General features: G+C 72.3%; 16 protein-coding genes. 10 read left to right on the forward strand and 6 right to left on the reverse strand.

All coding sequences use genetic code 11. From position 1 onward, the window contains the following. Position 1: 1 nt before the first annotated feature. Positions 2 to 748: a maleylpyruvate isomerase family mycothiol-dependent enzyme gene (locus AL2_RS28095; protein ID WP_067638786.1), complete on the reverse strand. Its 747-nt coding sequence runs from the start codon at positions 746 to 748 to the stop codon at positions 2 to 4. A gap of 70 nt (positions 749 to 818) precedes the next feature. Between AL2_RS28095 and AL2_RS28100 the strand changes: the two genes are divergently transcribed. Further along, entirely contained in the window at positions 819 to 1,610 is a 792-nt protein-coding gene (locus AL2_RS28100; RefSeq protein ID WP_067638788.1) for an MBL fold metallo-hydrolase, read from the forward strand. On the opposite strand, the gene AL2_RS28105 is transcribed toward AL2_RS28100, so the two are convergent. Further along, positions 1,611 to 2,018, reverse strand: coding sequence for a nuclear transport factor 2 family protein (locus AL2_RS28105; protein ID WP_067638790.1), 408 nt, complete (start codon positions 2,016 to 2,018; stop codon positions 1,611 to 1,613). 88 nt (positions 2,019 to 2,106) lie between these two features. Here AL2_RS28105 and AL2_RS28110 point away from each other — a divergent pair, with 88 nt between their 5' ends. From AL2_RS28110 to AL2_RS28125, 4 genes are all read left to right on the forward strand, one after another. Then, complete coding sequence (locus tag AL2_RS28110; protein WP_067638792.1) at positions 2,107 to 2,685, forward strand: TetR/AcrR family transcriptional regulator; 579 nt, start codon at positions 2,107 to 2,109, stop codon at positions 2,683 to 2,685. A 236-nt stretch (positions 2,686 to 2,921) separates the two neighbouring features. Next, entirely contained in the window at positions 2,922 to 5,759 is a 2,838-nt protein-coding gene (gene uvrA, locus AL2_RS28115) for an excinuclease ABC subunit UvrA (protein WP_067638794.1), read from the forward strand. A gap of 53 nt (positions 5,760 to 5,812) precedes the next feature. Next, positions 5,813 to 6,253, forward strand: a complete 441-nt coding sequence (locus AL2_RS28120) for a Rieske (2Fe-2S) protein (RefSeq protein WP_312032857.1) — start codon at positions 5,813 to 5,815, stop codon at positions 6,251 to 6,253. An 85-nt stretch (positions 6,254 to 6,338) separates the two neighbouring features. Beyond that, positions 6,339 to 6,821 (forward strand): Rieske (2Fe-2S) protein, encoded by a 483-nt coding sequence (locus AL2_RS28125; protein WP_067638796.1) that lies wholly within the window; start codon positions 6,339 to 6,341, stop codon positions 6,819 to 6,821. Here the strand turns inward: AL2_RS28125 and AL2_RS28130 are convergent. Then, complete coding sequence (locus AL2_RS28130; RefSeq protein ID WP_067638798.1) at positions 6,808 to 8,055, reverse strand: mechanosensitive ion channel family protein; 1,248 nt, start codon at positions 8,053 to 8,055, stop codon at positions 6,808 to 6,810. The two genes, AL2_RS28125 and AL2_RS28130, sit on opposite strands and share 14 nt — an antisense overlap. Before the next feature lie 172 nt (positions 8,056 to 8,227). On the opposite strand from AL2_RS28130, the gene uvrC reads away from it, so the two are divergent. The 4 genes from uvrC (at position 8,228) to whiA (ending at position 13,208) form a co-directional block, all read left to right on the forward strand. After that, complete coding sequence (uvrC, locus tag AL2_RS28135; protein WP_067639051.1) at positions 8,228 to 10,276, forward strand: excinuclease ABC subunit UvrC; 2,049 nt, start codon at positions 8,228 to 8,230, stop codon at positions 10,274 to 10,276. Further along, entirely contained in the window at positions 10,273 to 11,151 is an 879-nt protein-coding gene (gene rapZ / locus AL2_RS28140; RefSeq protein WP_067638800.1) for an RNase adapter RapZ, read from the forward strand. Before uvrC ends, rapZ begins: the two co-directional genes overlap by 4 nt. 37 nt (positions 11,152 to 11,188) lie before the next feature. Beyond that, complete coding sequence (locus tag AL2_RS28145) at positions 11,189 to 12,166, forward strand: gluconeogenesis factor YvcK family protein (protein ID WP_067638802.1); 978 nt, start codon at positions 11,189 to 11,191, stop codon at positions 12,164 to 12,166. Between the two features lie 61 nt (positions 12,167 to 12,227). Next, positions 12,228 to 13,208, forward strand: a complete 981-nt coding sequence (gene whiA, locus AL2_RS28150) for a DNA-binding protein WhiA (protein ID WP_067638804.1) — start codon at positions 12,228 to 12,230, stop codon at positions 13,206 to 13,208. On the opposite strand, the gene AL2_RS28155 is transcribed toward whiA, so the two are convergent. Genes AL2_RS28155 through AL2_RS28165 form a run of 3 tightly spaced genes read right to left on the reverse strand, consistent with a single transcriptional unit; the run spans position 13,209 to position 16,448 of the window. Beyond that, a complete protein-coding gene (locus AL2_RS28155) occupies positions 13,209 to 14,402 on the reverse strand; it encodes a hypothetical protein (RefSeq protein ID WP_245667004.1) in 1,194 nt (397 codons plus the stop codon). It lies immediately after the preceding gene. Then, positions 14,392 to 15,672 (reverse strand): hypothetical protein, encoded by a 1,281-nt coding sequence (locus tag AL2_RS28160; RefSeq protein WP_067638809.1) that lies wholly within the window; start codon positions 15,670 to 15,672, stop codon positions 14,392 to 14,394. Before AL2_RS28160 ends, AL2_RS28155 begins: the two co-directional genes overlap by 11 nt. After that, positions 15,669 to 16,448, reverse strand: a complete 780-nt coding sequence (locus AL2_RS28165; protein ID WP_067638812.1) for a hypothetical protein — start codon at positions 16,446 to 16,448, stop codon at positions 15,669 to 15,671. The genes AL2_RS28160 and AL2_RS28165 overlap by 4 nt, the downstream gene beginning before the upstream one ends. Positions 16,449 to 16,671: 223 nt before the next feature. Between AL2_RS28165 and gap the strand changes: the two genes are divergently transcribed. Next, entirely contained in the window at positions 16,672 to 17,679 is a 1,008-nt protein-coding gene (gene gap, locus AL2_RS28170) for a type I glyceraldehyde-3-phosphate dehydrogenase (RefSeq protein ID WP_067638814.1), read from the forward strand. The last annotated feature ends 59 nt before the right edge of the window (positions 17,680 to 17,738 follow it).

A 17,738-nucleotide genomic window follows, 5' to 3' on the forward strand; every position in this document is an offset into this window, starting at 1 on the left:
CCTAGAACCCGGCGGGGCGGTGCGGCCAGGGCGGCGGGACCGGGAGCGGGCCCTCCGGGCGGACGTGCACGCCCGCGCCGTCCGTGCGGCCGCTCAGCCAGCCGAGCAGCGCCCGTCCAGAGCCGGACGCCTCGGGGCCGCCCGGCGTCCGGCCGAGGTCGGCGGCCTTGCCGTAGTCGGTCGCGGTGATCCGGTATCCGGCGAGCCCGCCGCGCTGCTCGGCCGGCAGCGCCGCCATGTCCGCGAGCGTCGCGGCCGACGACCACCGGACATACGACTCCGGCCAGTCGGCCGGCCCGTACCCGGCGGCGAGGTCGACGTGGTGCGCCTCCACCTCGTTCCACCGGCGGAACACCGTGTACCAGGCGGGGTGCGGCCAGCCCCCCATCGCCTTCACCGGAGCGTTCCAGGCGTCCTCGGGCAGCGTGCGGGCCTGCTCGGCGAACCGCGCGGCGGTGGCGCGGACGTCCGCGACCAGCGCGCCGGCGTCGCGCCCGGCGCCCGCGTCGAGGTCGGCGTTGCGCCGGTCCAGGCTCGGGTACTGCGGGATCTCCACCCCGGTCCGGGCCCCTTCGAGCAGGTTCCAGAGGGAGTCGGCGTTGCGGGCGATATGGGTGGCGACATGCCCGCGGCTCCATCCCGGCAGCGCGGACGGACCGCGCAGATCCTGCTCGGTGAGCTTGCCCAGCGTCCCGATGATCCGCTCCGTGCCCGCGTCCAGCTCGCCGATCACGTCCCGCCAGTCCATGGCCCCTCCTCAACCGAAAAAGAGCCTCCATCCTGTCGCACCCGCCGGTCCGGTGCCAGACAATGTGATCATGGATCTTCCGATCTGCGCGACCTGCGGCGTCCAATATGCCGGGCCGCGCCCCGACTGCCCCATCTGCGAAGACGAGCGCCAGTACGTCGGCTGGGACGGCCAGCGATGGACGACCCTGCGGGAACTGCGGGCCGGTCACCGGGGCCGGATCGCCGAGGAGGGCCCGGACGTCGTCGGGATCGGCGCCGAGCCGTCCACCGCCATCGGGCAGCGTGCCCTGCTGCTGCGCGCCCCGTCCGGCAACGTCCTGTGGGACATGGTCACGTACATCGACGACGACGTGATCCGGCAGGTCAACGACCTCGGCGGTGTCTCCGCGATCGCGATCAGCCACCCGCACTTCTACGGCTCGATGATCGAGTGGGCGCACGCGTTCGACGCGCCCGTCTACATCCACGAGGCCGACCGCCGGTGGGTGGCCCGCCCGGACGACGCGGTCGTCTTCTGGGAGGGCGACACCCGCGAACTCGCCGACGGGCTCACGCTGGTCAACGCGGGCGTCCACTTCGACGGCGGCCAGGTCCTGCACTGGCGCGACGCCCGCGCCCTGTTCTCCGGCGACATCCTGACGGTCGTCCAAGACCGCGACTGGGTGAGCTTCATGTACAGCTACCCGAACCACATCCCGGAACGCCCGCGCATCGTCCGCCGGGCCCTCCGGCTCCTGGAGCCCTACGACTTCGACCGCGTCTACGGCGCCTGGTGGAGGAAGATCGTCTACACCGACGGCAAGGACGCCGTCCGCCGCTCCGCCGACCGCTACCTCACCTACGCCCTGGACGACGAGTGACTATCCGAGCGCCTCCGCAATGGCGCCCCGGTCCTGGTACTCGCGCCAGTGCACGATGCGCCCGTCCCGGGCCCGCAGCACCAGGACGAAGTTCGCCGAGCCCCGCCTCCCGGTGCCCGGCACGGTGGCCACCATTTCGTACTCGGCGACGATCACCTCCGGATCGGCCGTCGCGTGGACGACCACGTTCCGGAACTCCTCGAACTCGATCGGCAGGGCCTCGCGCCCCTCCCGCAGCCGCGCCGCGATCGCCGCGCGCCCTTCGGAGCGCCGCTCGTGCCCGGCCGGCGCGAACGGCATCTCGATCACGGCGTCCTCGGCGAGCATCTCCTCGTCCAGCCCGGCCGCACCGGCGAGGGCGTTGCGCTGGAACCGGGCGAAGAGTTCCTGCGGTGTCGTCTCGGACATGGGTCGTCCCTTCGGGGTCGGCTAACATGAGTTGCGACTCACATTGGAAAATATGAGTCGCGACTCACCTTTGTCAACGGACGGACGCATGACACCGAGCAAGCCCCTGCGCGCGGACGCCCGCCGCAACCGCGCCCGCATCCTGGCCGCCGCCCAGGAGGTCTTCGCCGAGCGCGGCCCCTCCGCGTCCACCGAGGAGGTCGCCGCCCGCGCCGGCGTCGCGATCGGCACGGTCTTCCGCCACTTCCCGGCCAAGCGCGACCTGCTCGCCGCGATCATGAAGGACCTCCGGCAGCGCCTCGTCGACCGAGCGGAAGCCCTCACCTCGGACGGCGACCCGTCCACCGCGTTCTTCGACTACTTCACGTACCTGGTCGAAAGCTCCGCCGAGATCGGCACCGTCGTGGGCCTCCTCGCCGAAGAGGGCACGTCCATCGAGCCCGGCGCGCAGATCATGGCCCTCGCCCAGACCTTCGGCGCCCTCCTGGACGCCGCTCAGCGAGCCGGGGCCGTCCGCCCCGACGCCCGCCTCGACGAGGTGATGGCGCTGGTGACGGCCACCGCCCACGGCGCCCTGGCCGGCTCCTGGTCCGAAGACCTCCGCCACAGGGCGCTGAGCCTCGTCCTGGACGCCCTCCGCCCCCGGAACCCGGCCCATGAGCTGTGAACTGACCGCCTTCATATGGGTCGGGCGGGGGTGGGGTGAGGTGTTGTGGTGGCGAGGGATGTTCGAACACGTGTACGGTGCGAGAGTGCCGTCCGGACCGTTCAGGGCGGGCATGAAATGCGGCGGCGGCCGTCGCCGTTAAGGAGTCGGGGGATTCTGTCGTACCCCGTGGCTAGCCTGAGACCGACGTGTCTCTCCCCATCGCCGCGCCCCAGAAGAGGAACCGGAACAACGCCGTGCATGACCGACTCATCGTGCGTGGAGCACGCGAGCACAACCTGAAGGACGTCTCGCTCGACCTCCCGCGGGACTCCATGATCGTGTTCACCGGTCTGTCGGGTTCCGGGAAGTCCAGCCTGGCGTTCGACACGATCTTCGCGGAGGGCCAGCGCCGGTACGTGGAGTCGCTGTCGGCGTACGCCCGGCAGTTCCTCGGCCAGATGGACAAGCCCGACGTCGACTTCATCGAGGGCCTCTCCCCGGCGGTGTCGATCGACCAGAAGTCGACCAGCAAGAACCCGCGGTCGACGGTCGGGACGATCACCGAGGTGTACGACTACCTGCGGCTGCTGTACGCCCGGATCGGGCACCCGCACTGCCCCGAGTGCGGCCGGCCGATCAGCCGGCAGGCGCCGCAGCAGATCGTCGACCGGGTGCTGGAGCTGGAGCCCGGAACGCGGTTCCAGGTGCTGGCGCCGGTGATCCGCGGGCGCAAGGGCGAGTACCTGGAGCTGTTCCGGGAGCTGCAGTCCAAGGGGTACTCGCGGGCGCTCGTCGACGGCCAGACGGTGCGGATGGACGAGCCGCCCAAGCTGAAGAAGCAGGAGAAGCACGACATCTCCGTCGTGGTCGACCGTCTCTCGGTGAAGGACTCCGCGCGGCAGCGGCTCGCCGACTCGGTCGAGACCGCGCTGGGGCTCGCGGGCGGCACGATCGTCCTCGACTTCGTCGACCTCCCCGAGGACGACGAGAACCGCACCCGGATGTACTCCGAGCACCTCTACTGCCCTTACGACGACCTGTCGTTCGAGGAGCTGGAGCCCCGCTCGTTCTCGTTCAACTCGCCCTACGGCGCCTGCCCCGACTGCACCGGGCTGGGGACGCGCATGGAGGTCGACCCCGAGCTCGTCGTCCCGGACGAGGACCTGACGCTCGGGGAAGGCGCGATCCAGCCCTGGTCCAACGGGCATGTGAGCGACTACTTCCTCCGGCTGCTGTCCGCGCTGGGCGACGCCATGGGGTTCGACCTCAACACCCCCTGGCACAAGCTCCCCGCCAAAGCGCGCAAGGCCGTCCTGAACGGGCACGAGACCCAGGTCCACGTGCGGTACAAGAACCGCTACGGCCGGACGAGGTCGTACTACACCGCCTACGAGGGCGTGATCCCCTACATCCAGCGGCGGCACGCCGAGTCCGAGAGCGACTCCAGCCGGGAGCGGTTCGAGGGCTACATGCGGGAGATCCCGTGCCCGACGTGCGAGGGCGCCCGGCTCAAGCCGGTCGTGCTGGCCGTCACCATGGGCGGGATGTCGATCGCCGAGGTCGCCTCGATGCCGATCGGCGAGGCCGCGAAGTTCCTCCTGGCGATGGAGCTGAACGAGCGCGAGACGCACATCGCCGAGCGCGTCCTCAAGGAGATCAACGCCCGGCTCGGCTTCCTGCTGGACGTCGGCCTCGACTACCTCACCCTCGACCGGGCGTCCGCGACCCTCGCCGGCGGCGAGGCGCAGCGCATCCGGCTCGCGACGCAGATCGGCTCGGGCCTGGTCGGCGTGCTGTACGTGCTGGACGAGCCGTCCATCGGCCTGCACCAGCGCGACAACCACCGGCTGCTGGAGACGCTGATCCGGCTCCGCGACATGGGCAACACGCTGATCGTCGTCGAGCACGACGAGGACACCATCGCCGCCGCCGACTGGATCGTCGACATCGGCCCGCGCGCGGGCGAGCACGGCGGCGAGATCGTCGTGTCCGGCACCGTCGAGGACCTGAAGAAGTCCGAGCGCTCGCTGACCGGCGCCTACCTCGACGGGCGGCGGGAGATCGCCGTCCCGCAGATCCGCCGCCCCTGCACGAGGGGCCGCGAGGTCACCGTGAAGGGCGCCCAGCAGAACAACCTCCGGAACGTGGACGTCGCGTTCCCGCTCGGCGTCCTCACCGCGGTGACCGGTGTGTCCGGGTCGGGCAAGTCGACGCTGGTCAACGACATCCTCTACAACTCGCTGGCCAAGAAGCTGAACGGGGCGAGGACCGTCCCCGGCAAGCACAAGCGCGTCAACGGCGTCGACCAGCTCGACAAGGTCGTCCACGTCGACCAGTCGCCGATCGGGCGCACCCCGCGCTCGAACCCGGCGACCTACACCGGCGTGTTCGACCACATCCGCAAGCTGTTCGCGCAGACCACCGAGGCGAAGGTGCGCGGCTACCAGCCGGGCCGGTTCTCCTTCAACGTCAAGGGCGGCCGCTGCGAGAACTGCTCCGGCGACGGCACCATCAAGATCGAGATGAACTTCCTGCCGGACGTCTACGTCCCGTGCGAGGTCTGCCTCGGCGCCCGCTACAACCGGGAGACCCTGGAGGTCCACTACAAGGGCAAGACGATCTCCGAGGTGCTCGACATGCCGATCGAGCAGGCCACCGAGTTCTTCGAGCCGATCAAGGCGATCCACCGGCACCTGAAGACGCTCAACGACGTCGGGCTCGGGTACGTCCGGCTCGGCCAGCCCGCCCCGACGCTGTCCGGCGGCGAGGCGCAGCGCGTCAAGCTGGCGTCCGAACTGCAGAAGCGGTCCACCGGCCGCACCGTCTACGTGCTGGACGAGCCGACCACCGGCCTGCACTTCGAGGACATCCGCAAGCTCCTCGGCGTCCTGAACGGCCTGGTCGACAAGGGCAACACGGTCATCGTCATCGAGCACAACCTCGACGTCGTCAAGACCGCCGACTGGATCATCGACATGGGGCCCGAGGGCGGTTCCCGGGGCGGCACCGTCGTCGCCACCGGGACCCCCGAGGACGTCGCCGGGGTCGAGGCCAGCCACACCGGCCAGTTCCTCAAGAAGATCCTCGGCTAGGTCGCCGAGGGGCCGGTGCGGAGTCCCCGGAACCGTCCACCAAGATGGGACCCATGGGAGAGAACGTGATGCCCCGGACGGCCGGGGACGGGGGGATCGGGCGGCGCGCCGTGCTGTGCGGCTGCGCCGGGGCCGTCGGCGCCGCGGTGAGCGCCGGATGCGGCGCCGGGGGTGCGAGCGGGGCCAAGTCCGCCGAGGACCTCAAGGGTCAGCAGATCGCGAAGGCCGCGGACGTGCCCGTCGGCGGCGGCAAGATCTACGGGGACGAGAAGGTCGTCGTGACCCAGCCGGCCCAGGGCGCGTTCAAGGCGTTCACGGCGGTCTGCACCCACCAGGGCTGCACGGTCGGCAGCGTCCGGAACGGGCTGATCCACTGCCCCTGCCACGGCAGCGAGTTCAAGATCACGGACGGCTCGGTGGCGAAGGGCCCGGCGGACCGGCCGCTCCAGGAGTACCCGGTCCAGGTGAAGGACGGCGGCATCGTCGTCACCTGACTTGGTTCCGGTTTGAACCATTTCGGTCGCTCGTTCGTGTCTCCAGGTGACGGAAGAACCGAGACATGTCACCGGAGGGGCGAGCATGCCACAGGGGTCCGAGACCAAGGCGGACGGGACGGAGCAGGAGCCGGGGAACGCGCGCAGCCGCCGGGGCCTGCTCATCGGCGCGGGTCTCGCGGGCGTGGCCGGGCTGGCGGCCGCGTGCGGGGGTTCCGGGGACGGCGCGGGGTTCGGCGGCTCGGGCGGCTCGGGCGGCGGGGACGCGGGCACGGACGCCGGCGGCGCCCTCGCGGCGGCCAGTGAGATCCCGGTCGGCGGCGGCAAGGTCTTCGAGGACGCCGAGGTCGTCGTCTGCCAGCCGCAGCAGGGTCGGTTCACGGCGTTCTCCGCCAGCTGCACCCATCGCGGCTGCAGCGTCGGCTCGGTGTCGGGCGGCACGATCAACTGCCCCTGCCACGGCAGCAAGTTCAAGATCAGCGATGGCTCGGTGGTGAACCCGCCCGCGGACGAGCCCCTGAAGAAGAAGAACGTCACCGTCCAGGACGGCAAGATCATGCTCGCCTGAGCGACTTCCGCTGCGCCGGGCCGTCCCCGCGCGGGGCGGTGCCGGCGTCGTCCGGGGCGCCGTCGGGGTCGTCCGGGGCGTTCACCCCCGCCGACGCGCCGCCCGCCGTCTGCGAGTCACGGCTCGCGGCGGTGCCATCGGGGGACGGGGCGGTGCCGTCCGCGGAGGGAGAGGCGCCGTCCGGGGACGCGGCCTCGCCGTCGGCCACGGGCTCGGGGCTCACGCGGAACCGGGGGAGCGCCTGCGGGTGGTGGTCGCGGATGTAGGCGACGAGATGCTCGCGCACGTCGCAGCGCAGGTCCCAGGTGCTCGCCGAGTCGGCGGCGCTCATCAGCGCGCGCATGGTCACCAGCCCGTTCGGCTGCGTCTCCACGAGCTGCAGCACCCACTCGCGCCGGTCCCACAGCGGGTTGTCCCGCAGCGCCGAGTACAGCTCGGTGCGCAGCTCCTCGACCGGCACCGTCCAGTCGACGTGCAGCTCCACCGAGCCGAGCAGCCGGCTGGAGTGCCGGGTCCAGTTCTCGAACGGCTGCTCGGTGAAGTGCGACACCGGGAAGATCATCCGGCGGTCGTCCCAGAGCCGCAGCACCACGTAGGACAGCGTCAGCTCCTCGACCCGCCCCCAGGTGCCCTGCGTGACCACGATGTCGTCCAGCCGCAGCGCGTCGCTGAACGCCAGCTGCAGCCCCGCGAGCAGGTTGCCGAGCGTCGGCCGGGCCGCGATGCCGACGACCAGCCCGGCGACGCCCGCCGACGCCAGCACCCCGGCGCCGATCGCCCGCACGCTCGGGAAGGTGAACAGCGCGGCGCCCACCGCCACGACCGTGATCACCACGGCCGCGATCCGGCGCAGCAGCAGCATCTGGGTGCGGGCGCGGCGGGCCCGCCGGTTGCGCTCGCCCTCGATGTGCATCAGCCGTTCCAGCGGCGGGTCGCTCAGGGCGTAGGCGATCCGCAGCACCAGCCAGGTCGTGGCGCCGATGGCGGCGATCCGCAGCGCGTGCCGGACGGCGCCGTCCGGCTGGCCGTGCAGCAGGTGGTAGGGCATCGCGGCGTTGGCGCTGGTCACCGTCGCGAGCGCGAACGCGGGCGCGGCGACGCGGCGGGCGACCCGGCCCGCGCCCGGCCAGCGGTGCGACAACCGGCCGGCGAGCAGCCGCCGGCCCGCCTCCACGAGGACCACGGACGTGGCGACGACGCCCGCCAGGACGGCCCAGGCCCAGAGAGCGGACACGCGCGCAACGACCTCCTCGGCTGATCGGAAACCTCCGTTCGACCCTCCCTTTCCCGTCACTTTGCGGTCATCCGGCCGCGAACGGGAGATCTATGTCACCTCGCCCCGGTTCGGGGCGGAACGGAACGTGCGGGAGCCCGGCGTGTCGGTGCCGCCCACTAGGCTTCTGAGCGTGGCAGATCCGGCGACCTACCGACCCGCACCGGGCTCGATCCCGGAGTCCCCCGGGGTGTACCGCTTCCGCGACGAGCACGGCCGGGTCATCTACGTGGGAAAGGCGAAGAGCCTGCGCTCGCGGCTGAACTCCTACTTCGCCGACTTCTCCTCGCTGCACCCCCGCACGCAGACGATGGTGCAGACCGCCGCCCGGGTCGACTGGACGGTCGTCGGCACGGAGGTCGAGGCCCTCCAGCTGGAGTACTCCTGGATCAAGGAGTTCGACCCCCGGTTCAACGTCCGCTACCGCGACGACAAGTCCTACCCGTATCTCGCCGTCACCCTGAACGAGGACTTCCCGAGGGTGATGGTGATGCGGGGCGCGAAGCGCAAGGGCGTGCGCTACTTCGGGCCGTACTCGCACGCGTGGGCGATCCGCGAGACGGTCGACCAGCTGCTGCGCGTGTTCCCCGTCCGGACGTGCAGCGCCGGCGTGTTCAAGCGGCAGCACCAGCTCGACCGCCCCTGCCTGCTCGGCTACATCGGCAAGTGCTCCGCGCCGTGCGTCGGCCGCGTCTCGCCGGCCGAGCACCGCCTCCTCGCCGAAGACTTCTGCGACTTCATGGCGGGCAACACGACCCGGTTCATCAAGCGCCTCGAACGCGACATGCGCGAGGCCGCCGCGTCCCAGGAGTACGAGCGCGCCGCCCGGCTCCGCGACGACGTCCGGGCGCTGGAACGCGCGCTGGAGAAGCAGGCCGTCGTGCTGCCCGACAGCACCGACTGCGACATGATCGCCTTCGCCGAGGACGAGCTTGAGGCGGCCGTCCAGGTGTTCTACGTGCGCGGCGGCCGCATCCGCGGCCAGCGCGGCTGGGTCGTCGACAAGGTCGAGGAGGTCACCACCGGCGACCTCGTCGAGGACTTCCTCATCCAGATCTACAGTGAGAGCGAGTCGGTGCCCCGGGAGGTGCTCGTCCCGGCGCTGCCGCCCGACGAGGACGCGATGACCGAGCTGCTGTCGGAGCAGCGCGACGGGCCGGTCCGGCTGCGCGTCCCGCAGCGCGGGGACAAGAAGGCCCTGCTGGAGACGGTCGCGCGCAACGCCCACGAGGCGCTGAAGCAGCACAAGACGCGCCGCGCGTCCGACCTCACCACCCGCAGCCGCGCGCTCCAGGAGATCCAGGACGCCCTTGAGCTGGACGAGGCGCCGCTGCGCATCGAGTGCTACGACGTCTCCAACCTGCAGGGCACGAACGTGGTCGCGTCCATGGTCGTGTTCGAGGACGGACTGGCCCGCAAGAGCGAGTACCGCCGCTTCACGATCAAGGCGGTCGAGGGTCAGGACGACGTCCGCTCCATCCACGAGGTGATCAGCCGCCGGTTCCGCCGCTACCTCGCCGAGAGCGAGAAGACGGGCGAGCTCGACCAGCTCGGCGATCCCCATGAGGCGGTTGCCGGGGGGGCCGGGGGGTCGTCCCCCCAGAGTGAGACAGAGGAGGGCGCGCACCAGCCGATCGATCCCGAGACCGGCAGGCCGCGCAAGTTCGCCTACCCGCCCAACCTGGTGATCGTCGACGGCGGGCCGCCGCAGGTCGCCGCCGCGCAGCGCGCCCTCGACGAGCTGGGCGTCGACGACATCGCGGTCTGCGGGATCGCCAAGCGGCTGGAGGAGCTGTGGCTCCCCGGCGAAGGCGACCCGGTCATCCTGCCGCGCAACAGCGAGGGCATGTTCCTCGTCCAGCGGGTACGCGACGAGGCGCACCGTTTCGCCATCACCTTCCACCGGCAGCGGCGTTCCAAGTCCATGACGGTCAGCGAACTCGATAACGTTCCGGGACTGGGCCCGGCGCGCAGGGCGGCGCTGCTGAAGCACTTCGGCTCGCTGAAGCGGCTGAAGGACGCGACGCCCGAGCAGGTCGCCGAGGTCCCGGGGATCGGGATGCGCAGCGCCGAGGGCATCGTGGCGGCGCTGCACGGCGGTACCGTACCGGCGAGCGAGCGCGCGGGCCGGGGCACGGGCGAGGGCACGGGCGACGGGGAGCACAGGGGGAGACGGGCATGACCAGCGAGACCAAGATCCCGGACATCGTGATCGTCACCGGCATGTCCGGGGCGGGCCGCAGCACCGCGGCGAAGTCCCTGGAGGACCTCGACTGGTTCGTGGTCGACAACCTGCCGCCGGGGCTGCTCGCCACGATGGCCGACCTCGGCGGCCGGGTGAAGGACGCGGTGCCGCGCATCGCCGTCGTCGTGGACGTCCGCAGCCGCGCGTTCACCGAGGACCTGCACTCCTCGATCGCCGAGCTGGAGGCGCGCGGCGTCCACCCGCGGGTGGTGTTCCTGGAGGCGAGCGACGCCGACCTGGTGCGCCGGTTCGAGAGCGTCCGCCGCCCCCACCCGCTGCAGGGCGACGGCCGCCTGGTGGACGGCATCGCCCGCGAGCGGGAGCTCGTCCGCGAGGTGCGGGCCGAGGCCGACCTGGTGATCGACACCAGCGGGCTCAACGTGCACGAGCTGCGCAACAAGATCATCGGCTTCTTCGGCAACGACACCGGCGAGTCCAGCCTGCGCGCGACCGTCGTGTCGTTCGGCTACAAGTACGGCCTGCCGGTCGACGCCGACCTCGTCGTCGACTGCCGGTTCCTGCCGAACCCGCACTGGGTGCCGGAGCTGCGGCCGAAGACGGGGCGCGACACCGCCGTCCGCGACTACGTCCTCGGGCAGCGCGGCGCCAAGGAGTTCCTGGACGCCTACTCCGAGGTCCTGCGGCTCCTCTCCGAGGGCTACGAGCGCGAGGGCAAGCACTACGTGACGCTCGCCGTGGGATGTACCGGCGGAAAACACCGTAGTGTGGCCATGGCTGAACAGATCGCCGCGCGGCTGCGGGACGACGGCATCGAGGTGCAGGTCGCCCACCGCGACCTGGGCCGCGAATGACCGCCCGCCGGTCCCGGACGAGGAGAGACACGGCACGGTGAAGCACCCTGGCCCAACGGCGGGCCCGAAGGTCGTCGCGCTCGGCGGGGGCCACGGACTCTACGCCTCGCTGTCCGCGCTGCGCCGCGTCACCGACCGGCTGACCGCGGTCGTCACCGTCGCCGACGACGGCGGCTCCAGCGGGCGGCTCCGCCGCGAACTCGGCGTGCTGCCGCCCGGCGACCTGCGGATGGCGCTCGCCGCCCTCTGCGGCGACGACGAATGGGGCCAGACCTGGCGGGACGTCGTCCAGCACCGGTTCCGCAGCGAGGGCGACCTCCAGGACCACGCCGTCGGCAACCTCCTCATCGTCGCGCTGTGGGAACTGCTCGGCGGCGCGGACGCGTCCGGCTCCACCGTCGCGGGCCTCGACTGGGTCGGACGGCTGCTCGGCGCGCACGGCCGCGTCCTGCCGATGGCGGCCGTGCCGATGGACATCGTCGCCGAGGTGCGCGGCGCGGACCCGTCCCGTCCCGACGCGGTCACCCACGTCAAAGGGCAGGTCGCGTGCGCGAAGACGCCCGGCAGCGTGCTCGGCGTGTCCCTCGTCCCCGCCGACCCGCCCGCCTGCCCGGAGGCCCTCGCCGCCGTCGACGACGCCGACTGGATCGTGTTCGGCCCCGGTTCCTGGTTCACCAGCGTCCTGCCGCACCTCAAGGTGCCCGCGCTGGCCCGGGCCCTCACCGCCGCCCGCGCCCGCCGCGTCGTCGCGCTCAACCTCGCGCCGCAGCCCGGCGAGACCGACGACTTCTCGCCGCAGACCCACCTGGAGGTCCTGCAGGCGCACGCCCCGGACCTGCGCGTCGACGTCGTCGTCGCCGACCGCGGCGTGGTCGACGACCCGGCCGCGCTCGACAAGGCCGTCCAGGCCCTCGGCGGGCGGCTCGTCCTCGCCGACGTCGCCGCCGACGACGGCTCGCCGCGTCACGAACCCGCCCGGCTGGCCCAAGCCTTCGTACAGATATTCACCGAGTGACGACCCGCCGGGCCGCGATCGGCCACACTGCTGGAAGTCCGATAGGGGGAGGGTTCATCAGATGGCGATGACCGGTGTGGTCAAGGACGAGCTGAGCAGGCTCACGATCATGAAGCCGTGCTGCCGCAAGGCCGAGGTCTCGACGCTGCTGCGGTTCGCGGGGGGACTGCACCTGGTCAGCGGGCGCATCGTGATCGAGGCCGAGATCGACACCGGCGTCGCGGCCCGGCGCCTCATCAAGGACATCGCGGAAGTGTTCGGGCACACCTCCGAAGTCGTCGTGCTCGCGCCGAGCGGGCTGCGCAAGGGCAACCGCTACGTCGTCCGCGTCTTCCGGGACGGCGAGTCGCTCGCCCGGCAGACCGGCCTCATCGACAACAACGGCCGGCCCGTCCGCGGGCTGCCCCGGCACGTGGTCGCGGGGGCGGCCTGCGACGCCGAGTCGGCCTGGCGCGGCGCGTTCCTCGCGCACGGCTCCCTCACCGAACCCGGCCGGTCCATGTCGCTGGAGGTGACCTGCCCCGGCCCGGAGGCCGCGCTCGCCCTGGTGGGCGCCGCCCGCCGCCTCAAGATCCACGCCAAGGCCCGCGAGGTCCGCGGCATCGACCGCGTCGTCGTCCGCGACGGCGACGCGATCAGCGCGCTGCTCACCCGGCTCGGCGCCCACGACAGCGTCCTCGCCTGGGAGGAGCGCCGGATGCGCCGCGAGGTCCGCGCCACCGCGAACCGGCTCGCCAACTTCGACGACGCCAACCTGCGCCGCTCCGCCCGCGCGGCCGTCGCCGCCGGCGCCCGCGTCGCCCGCGCCCTGGAGATCCTCGGCGACGACGCCCCCGAGCACCTCGTCAACGCAGGCCGCCTCCGCCTGGAGCACAAGCAGGCGTCCCTGGAGGAACTCGGCCAGCTCGCCGACCCGCCCCTCACCAAGGACGCCATCGCCGGCCGCATCCGCCGCCTCCTCGCCATGGCCGACAAGCGCGCCACCGACCAGGGCATCCCCGGCACCGACGCCAACCTCACGGCCGACATGCTGGCGCCGTAGTCAGTCGCCTCTGAGGATTCGGTGGACCAGGTCGCCGCGCAGCTGGCCGTAGCCGGTCTCGGCCCAGACGCTCTCGGACGGGTCCGCCTCGAAGTAGGGGACGTCGCGGCCGTCGCGGCGGTCCATGAGGATGTCCGGGGTCTCCTTCGCGCGGGCGGCGCGGGCGCAGGCGCGGCAGGCGTGCACGTGGAGGCGGCGCCGGGAGCCGATGGGGCGCCACTCGATCCGGCCGGCCGCGTCCCCGTGCAGCGGGTTGAAGAAGCACAGCGGGCTGGGCGGGATCTCCGGCCGCCCCTTCCCCACCGCCTGGGCGGAGGCGAGGGCGTCGCGGCCCTGGTCGACCAGGACCAGGACGCCGGCCAGGTCGGGGACGCCCCGCGCCGCGTCCAGCGTCTTGCCCGCCGCCTGGTACGCGTCCAGCGCCGTGGTCATCAGGGCGTCCGTGCGCTCGCCGGCGTGGACGTCGGTCTCGTCGAGGAGCTCGCCGAACGCGATGACCTCGTGGGACGCCTGCTCGCGGAGCTGGTCCTCGTTCGCGCGCTTGGCGGTGGAGAAGACCGTCCGGGGCAGCAGCAGCGCGCTGCCCTCGCGGTGCACGGACGCCATGCGGCGGCGCCGCCACAGCAGGACGCCGGCGATCCCGGCGGCCGCGACCCCCGCCCCGCCCACCGCGACCGGGAGCATGGACGAGCCGTCGTCGCCGCCGGCCCGCGGCTCCTCCCTGGAGCGCCGCTCCTCGGAACGCTTCCGGATCTCCGCCGAGAGCCGGTCGTACTCCTTCTTGGCGTTGCCCGACAGCATCAGGTCGGCGATGCGGTTCAGGCGGGTCGCGACCGGCGTGTCGTCGTAGGAGCGGTCGAAGGACACCGCCCAGGCGGCGTAGCGGGCCTGGTGGTCGCCGCCGAACTCCTTCGCGCGCAGGTCGTCCCCGATGTCGCTGAAGGTGATGAAGACGCCGTCGTGGCCGAGCCGCTCGTGCACGACCGTCGCCAGCTGCTCGTCGTCGCCCCAGGTGCCGCCCTTCACCAGCGGGACGAGGACGACGTAGACGGGCACGGGGAGCCTGCGGAACTTGGCGATGAGCCGCTCGCGGTCCGGCTGCGGCAGCGCGGACGCCAGGGACGGGTCGACGTGGATCGGGGAGCGTCGCAGGGCCGCGGCCAGCCGCTCGCCGGGGGACGGTTCACTCAACACCCAGATACTCCTGGAGGCGCGGGATGAGGTGGTCGCCGCCGGTCCCGAACGCGGTGTCCTTCCACACCCCGGGGACGGCGTAGTGCGGGCGCGGCCCGTCCGGGCCCTGGACCTTCAGCGTCCGCTGGTCCAGCGCCGTCATGCTCCGGCCGGTGCAGGAGGCGCAGACGGGCCGCTTCCTGGACGTCCGCTCGCCCATCTGCATCCGGCGGTGCTGCGCGGACTCGCCGTGCAGCGGGTTCACGAAGCACGGCGGACGCGGCGCGCCGGTCTCGCGGGCGAGTGCCGCCCGTCCCAGCCGGGCGACCACGATCGCGCCGGCGAGGTCCAGCGACCGGTCCGGGTCGTGGCCCGCGTCGTCGTAGAGGATCTGCGCGACGTCGTACGCCGACACCGCGTACTCGCGGCCGGGGTTCCCGTCGCTCCCGGCCAGCACGGCGCGCAGCCGCTCCAGTTCCCTGCCGCCCGTGCGGCGCAGCCATTTCACGGACGGCTCGGCGGGCGCGCCGGGATGCGTCTCGGGCGCCTCGCCGTCCTCGCCATGGGCGGCGGGGACGGTCTTGCGGGACCGCCGCCGGAGGGCGGCGACGCCCAGGCCGGCGCCGTACAGGGTGAAGCCCGCGGCCGGGCCGGCCAGCAGCAGCCCGGTCAGGAACGGGGCCCTGGTCTCCGGCTCGACGGTCCGCAGCGTGTCCTCCCGCCCGAACGGGTCGGGCTCGGTGTACAGCGAGGGACTCTCCGGGGGAGCGGAGGGCGCCGCCGCGATGACGCCCAGCCGCGTGGCGAGCCGGTCCGCGAGGTCCGCGAACCGGTGCTCGGGGTCGGCGGGCCGGGTCCCGCGCTCGTCGTCGATGCGCCACAGCCGGCGGGGCGCGCCGAACGCCTCCGCCTCGAACCAGGCGGCCTGGTTGACCAGCAGGTAGAGGCCGTCGCGGCGGAGCCGGTCGTGGACGCCGTGCAGGAACACGTCGTCCCGGCCCTGGCTCTCCGAATCCGTCCCGTTCGGGATCACCACCACGTAGACGGGCGTGCCGATCGCGCGGCCCGCCGACTCCATGGCCGCCCGGACGCGGGCGCGTCCGGGCTCGTCCAGTGCCGAGGACATGTCGGGGTCGATGAACAGCGGATCCTTGGCGAGCGCCGCCGCGACCCTGGCCAACCTGTGCTGCGCATAGGCGGGGATCGGGTCGCTCGCGGCCGCCGGAGCCGTGAGCGGCGTCGAGGCGAGCATGAGGGCCGCGAGGACGAGGACCCTGGCGACGGCGTTCACCGGCGGCTCCGCCGCTTCTGGTTCTTGCCGCGCGCTGTCTTGCCGCGCGCCGTCTTGCGGGCCTCGGCCGCCTTGAGCCGTTCGGCCCTGGCGCGCTCGGCGCGGGTCGCCCGTCTCCGGCGCAGCCACACCAGCAGGAGGACGACCGTGACGGCGCTGAGCGCGGTCCCCGCGGCGAACAGGCTCCACTCCGTCCGCCGGGCCTCGCGCTCGGACCGGTCGCGGGCGTCCAGCGCGATCCGGACCTTCGACTTCGGCCGCGGCCCGGCGTTCTCCCGCCGCTCCCTCGCGTGCCCCGACAGGGCGACGTCCACGAACCGCTCGATCGTCGCGACCGCGCCCGCGTCGTAGGGCAGTTCCTGCTCCGCGGCCCGCATCGCGTCCTTCACCGGCAGCGCCCTGCCGCCGTACTGGACGGCGGCCGCCGCCGGGCGCCCGGGATCGGCCACGATGTAGAGACCGGGGCGGTTCAGGCTGTCGTGCAGCAGCGAGACCAGCTCCTCGGCGTCGTAGCCCTCGGTGAGCAGGGTCGGCGTGACCGCGACGTAGACGGGCCCGCCGAGCCGGGCGGCCGCCCTCCGGATGCGCTGGGCCGCGTCCTCCGGCAGCGCCCGGGGTGCGTGATCGGTCACATAGACGGGATCGCGGCGGAGCTCCGCGGCGATGTGGTCGGCGCGGCCGGCCGGCTTGGCACGCTCCATCGGCGCCGCCGCGGCGGCCGCGGGCGGGCAGGCCAGCAGCACGCCGATGATCAGGAGGAACCAGCCGCGCCACATGGTGGGCGAGTGTAGTGATGATCGACGAATGTTGTGAGCTGGGGTGCAAGCGTGGAAATCCCCCGGCCGGGGGACTGCGGGATCACCCGTGAAAACCCACGCGACCGGTGTCGGGCTACTCGTGAGTCATTGGATAAGGTCAAGGAGGGGGAGAGCCCCGGATCCACCGTAGTTAACAGTCCGGGCGAGAACCGGGCGATACGACGTGAGGGAGAGCCGTTCCGTGACCATCCGAGTAGGCATCAACGGTTTCGGCCGGATCGGCCGCAACTTCTACCGCGCGGTGAAGGCCAGCGGAGCCGACATCGAGATCGTGGCGGTCAACGACCTGACCGACAACGCCACGCTCGCCCAGTTGCTCAAGTACGACAGCATCCTCGGCCGTTTCCCCGAGGACGTGCGCGCCACCGCCGACGAGATCGTGGTGGGCGGCAAGGCGATCAAGGCGTTCGCCGAGCGCGACCCCGCCAACCTGAAGTGGAGCGACGTCGGCGCCGACATCGTCGTGGAGTCCACCGGCTTCTTCACCGACGCCACCAAGGCCAAGGTGCACGCCGACAACGGCGCCAAGAAGGTGATCATTTCGGCGCCGGCCAAGAACGAGGACGTTACCCTCGTGCTCGGCGTGAACGACGACAAGTACGACCCGGCGCGGCACACGGTGATCTCCAACGCCTCCTGCACCACCAACTGCCTGGCCCCGCTGGCGAAGGTGCTGCACGACAGCTTCGTCATCGAGAAGGGCCTGATGACGACGATCCACGCCTACACGCAGGACCAGAACCTGCAGGACGCGCCGCACAAGGACCTGCGCCGCGCCCGCGCCGCCGCGCTGAACGTCGTGCCGACCTCCACCGGCGCCGCCAAGGCGATCGGCCTCGTGCTGCCCGAGCTGAAGGGCAAGCTGGACGGCTACGCGCTGCGCGTCCCGGTGCCGACCGGCTCCGCCACCGACCTCACCGTCAACGTGTCCCGCGAGGTCACGGTCGAGGAGGTCAACGAGGCGTTCAAGACCGCCGCCGAGAGCGGCGCGCTGAAGGGGTACCTCACCTACACCAGCGACCCGATCGTCTCCAGCGACATCGTCACCGACCCGTCGTCCTGCATCTTCGACTCCGGGCTGACCAAGGTCATCGGCGACCAGGTCAAGGTCGTCGGCTGGTACGACAACGAGTGGGGCTACTCCAACCGCCTCGTCGACCTCGTCAAGCTCGTCGGCTCGCAGCTCTAACGGAACTCGTCACCGCCGTGGCCGCGCCGTGCCCGGGATCGGGCGCGCGGCCGCGGCGC

The organism is Actinomadura latina NBRC 106108, from assembly GCF_001552195.1.
Taxonomy (GTDB): domain Bacteria; phylum Actinomycetota; class Actinomycetes; order Streptosporangiales; family Streptosporangiaceae; genus Spirillospora; species Spirillospora latina.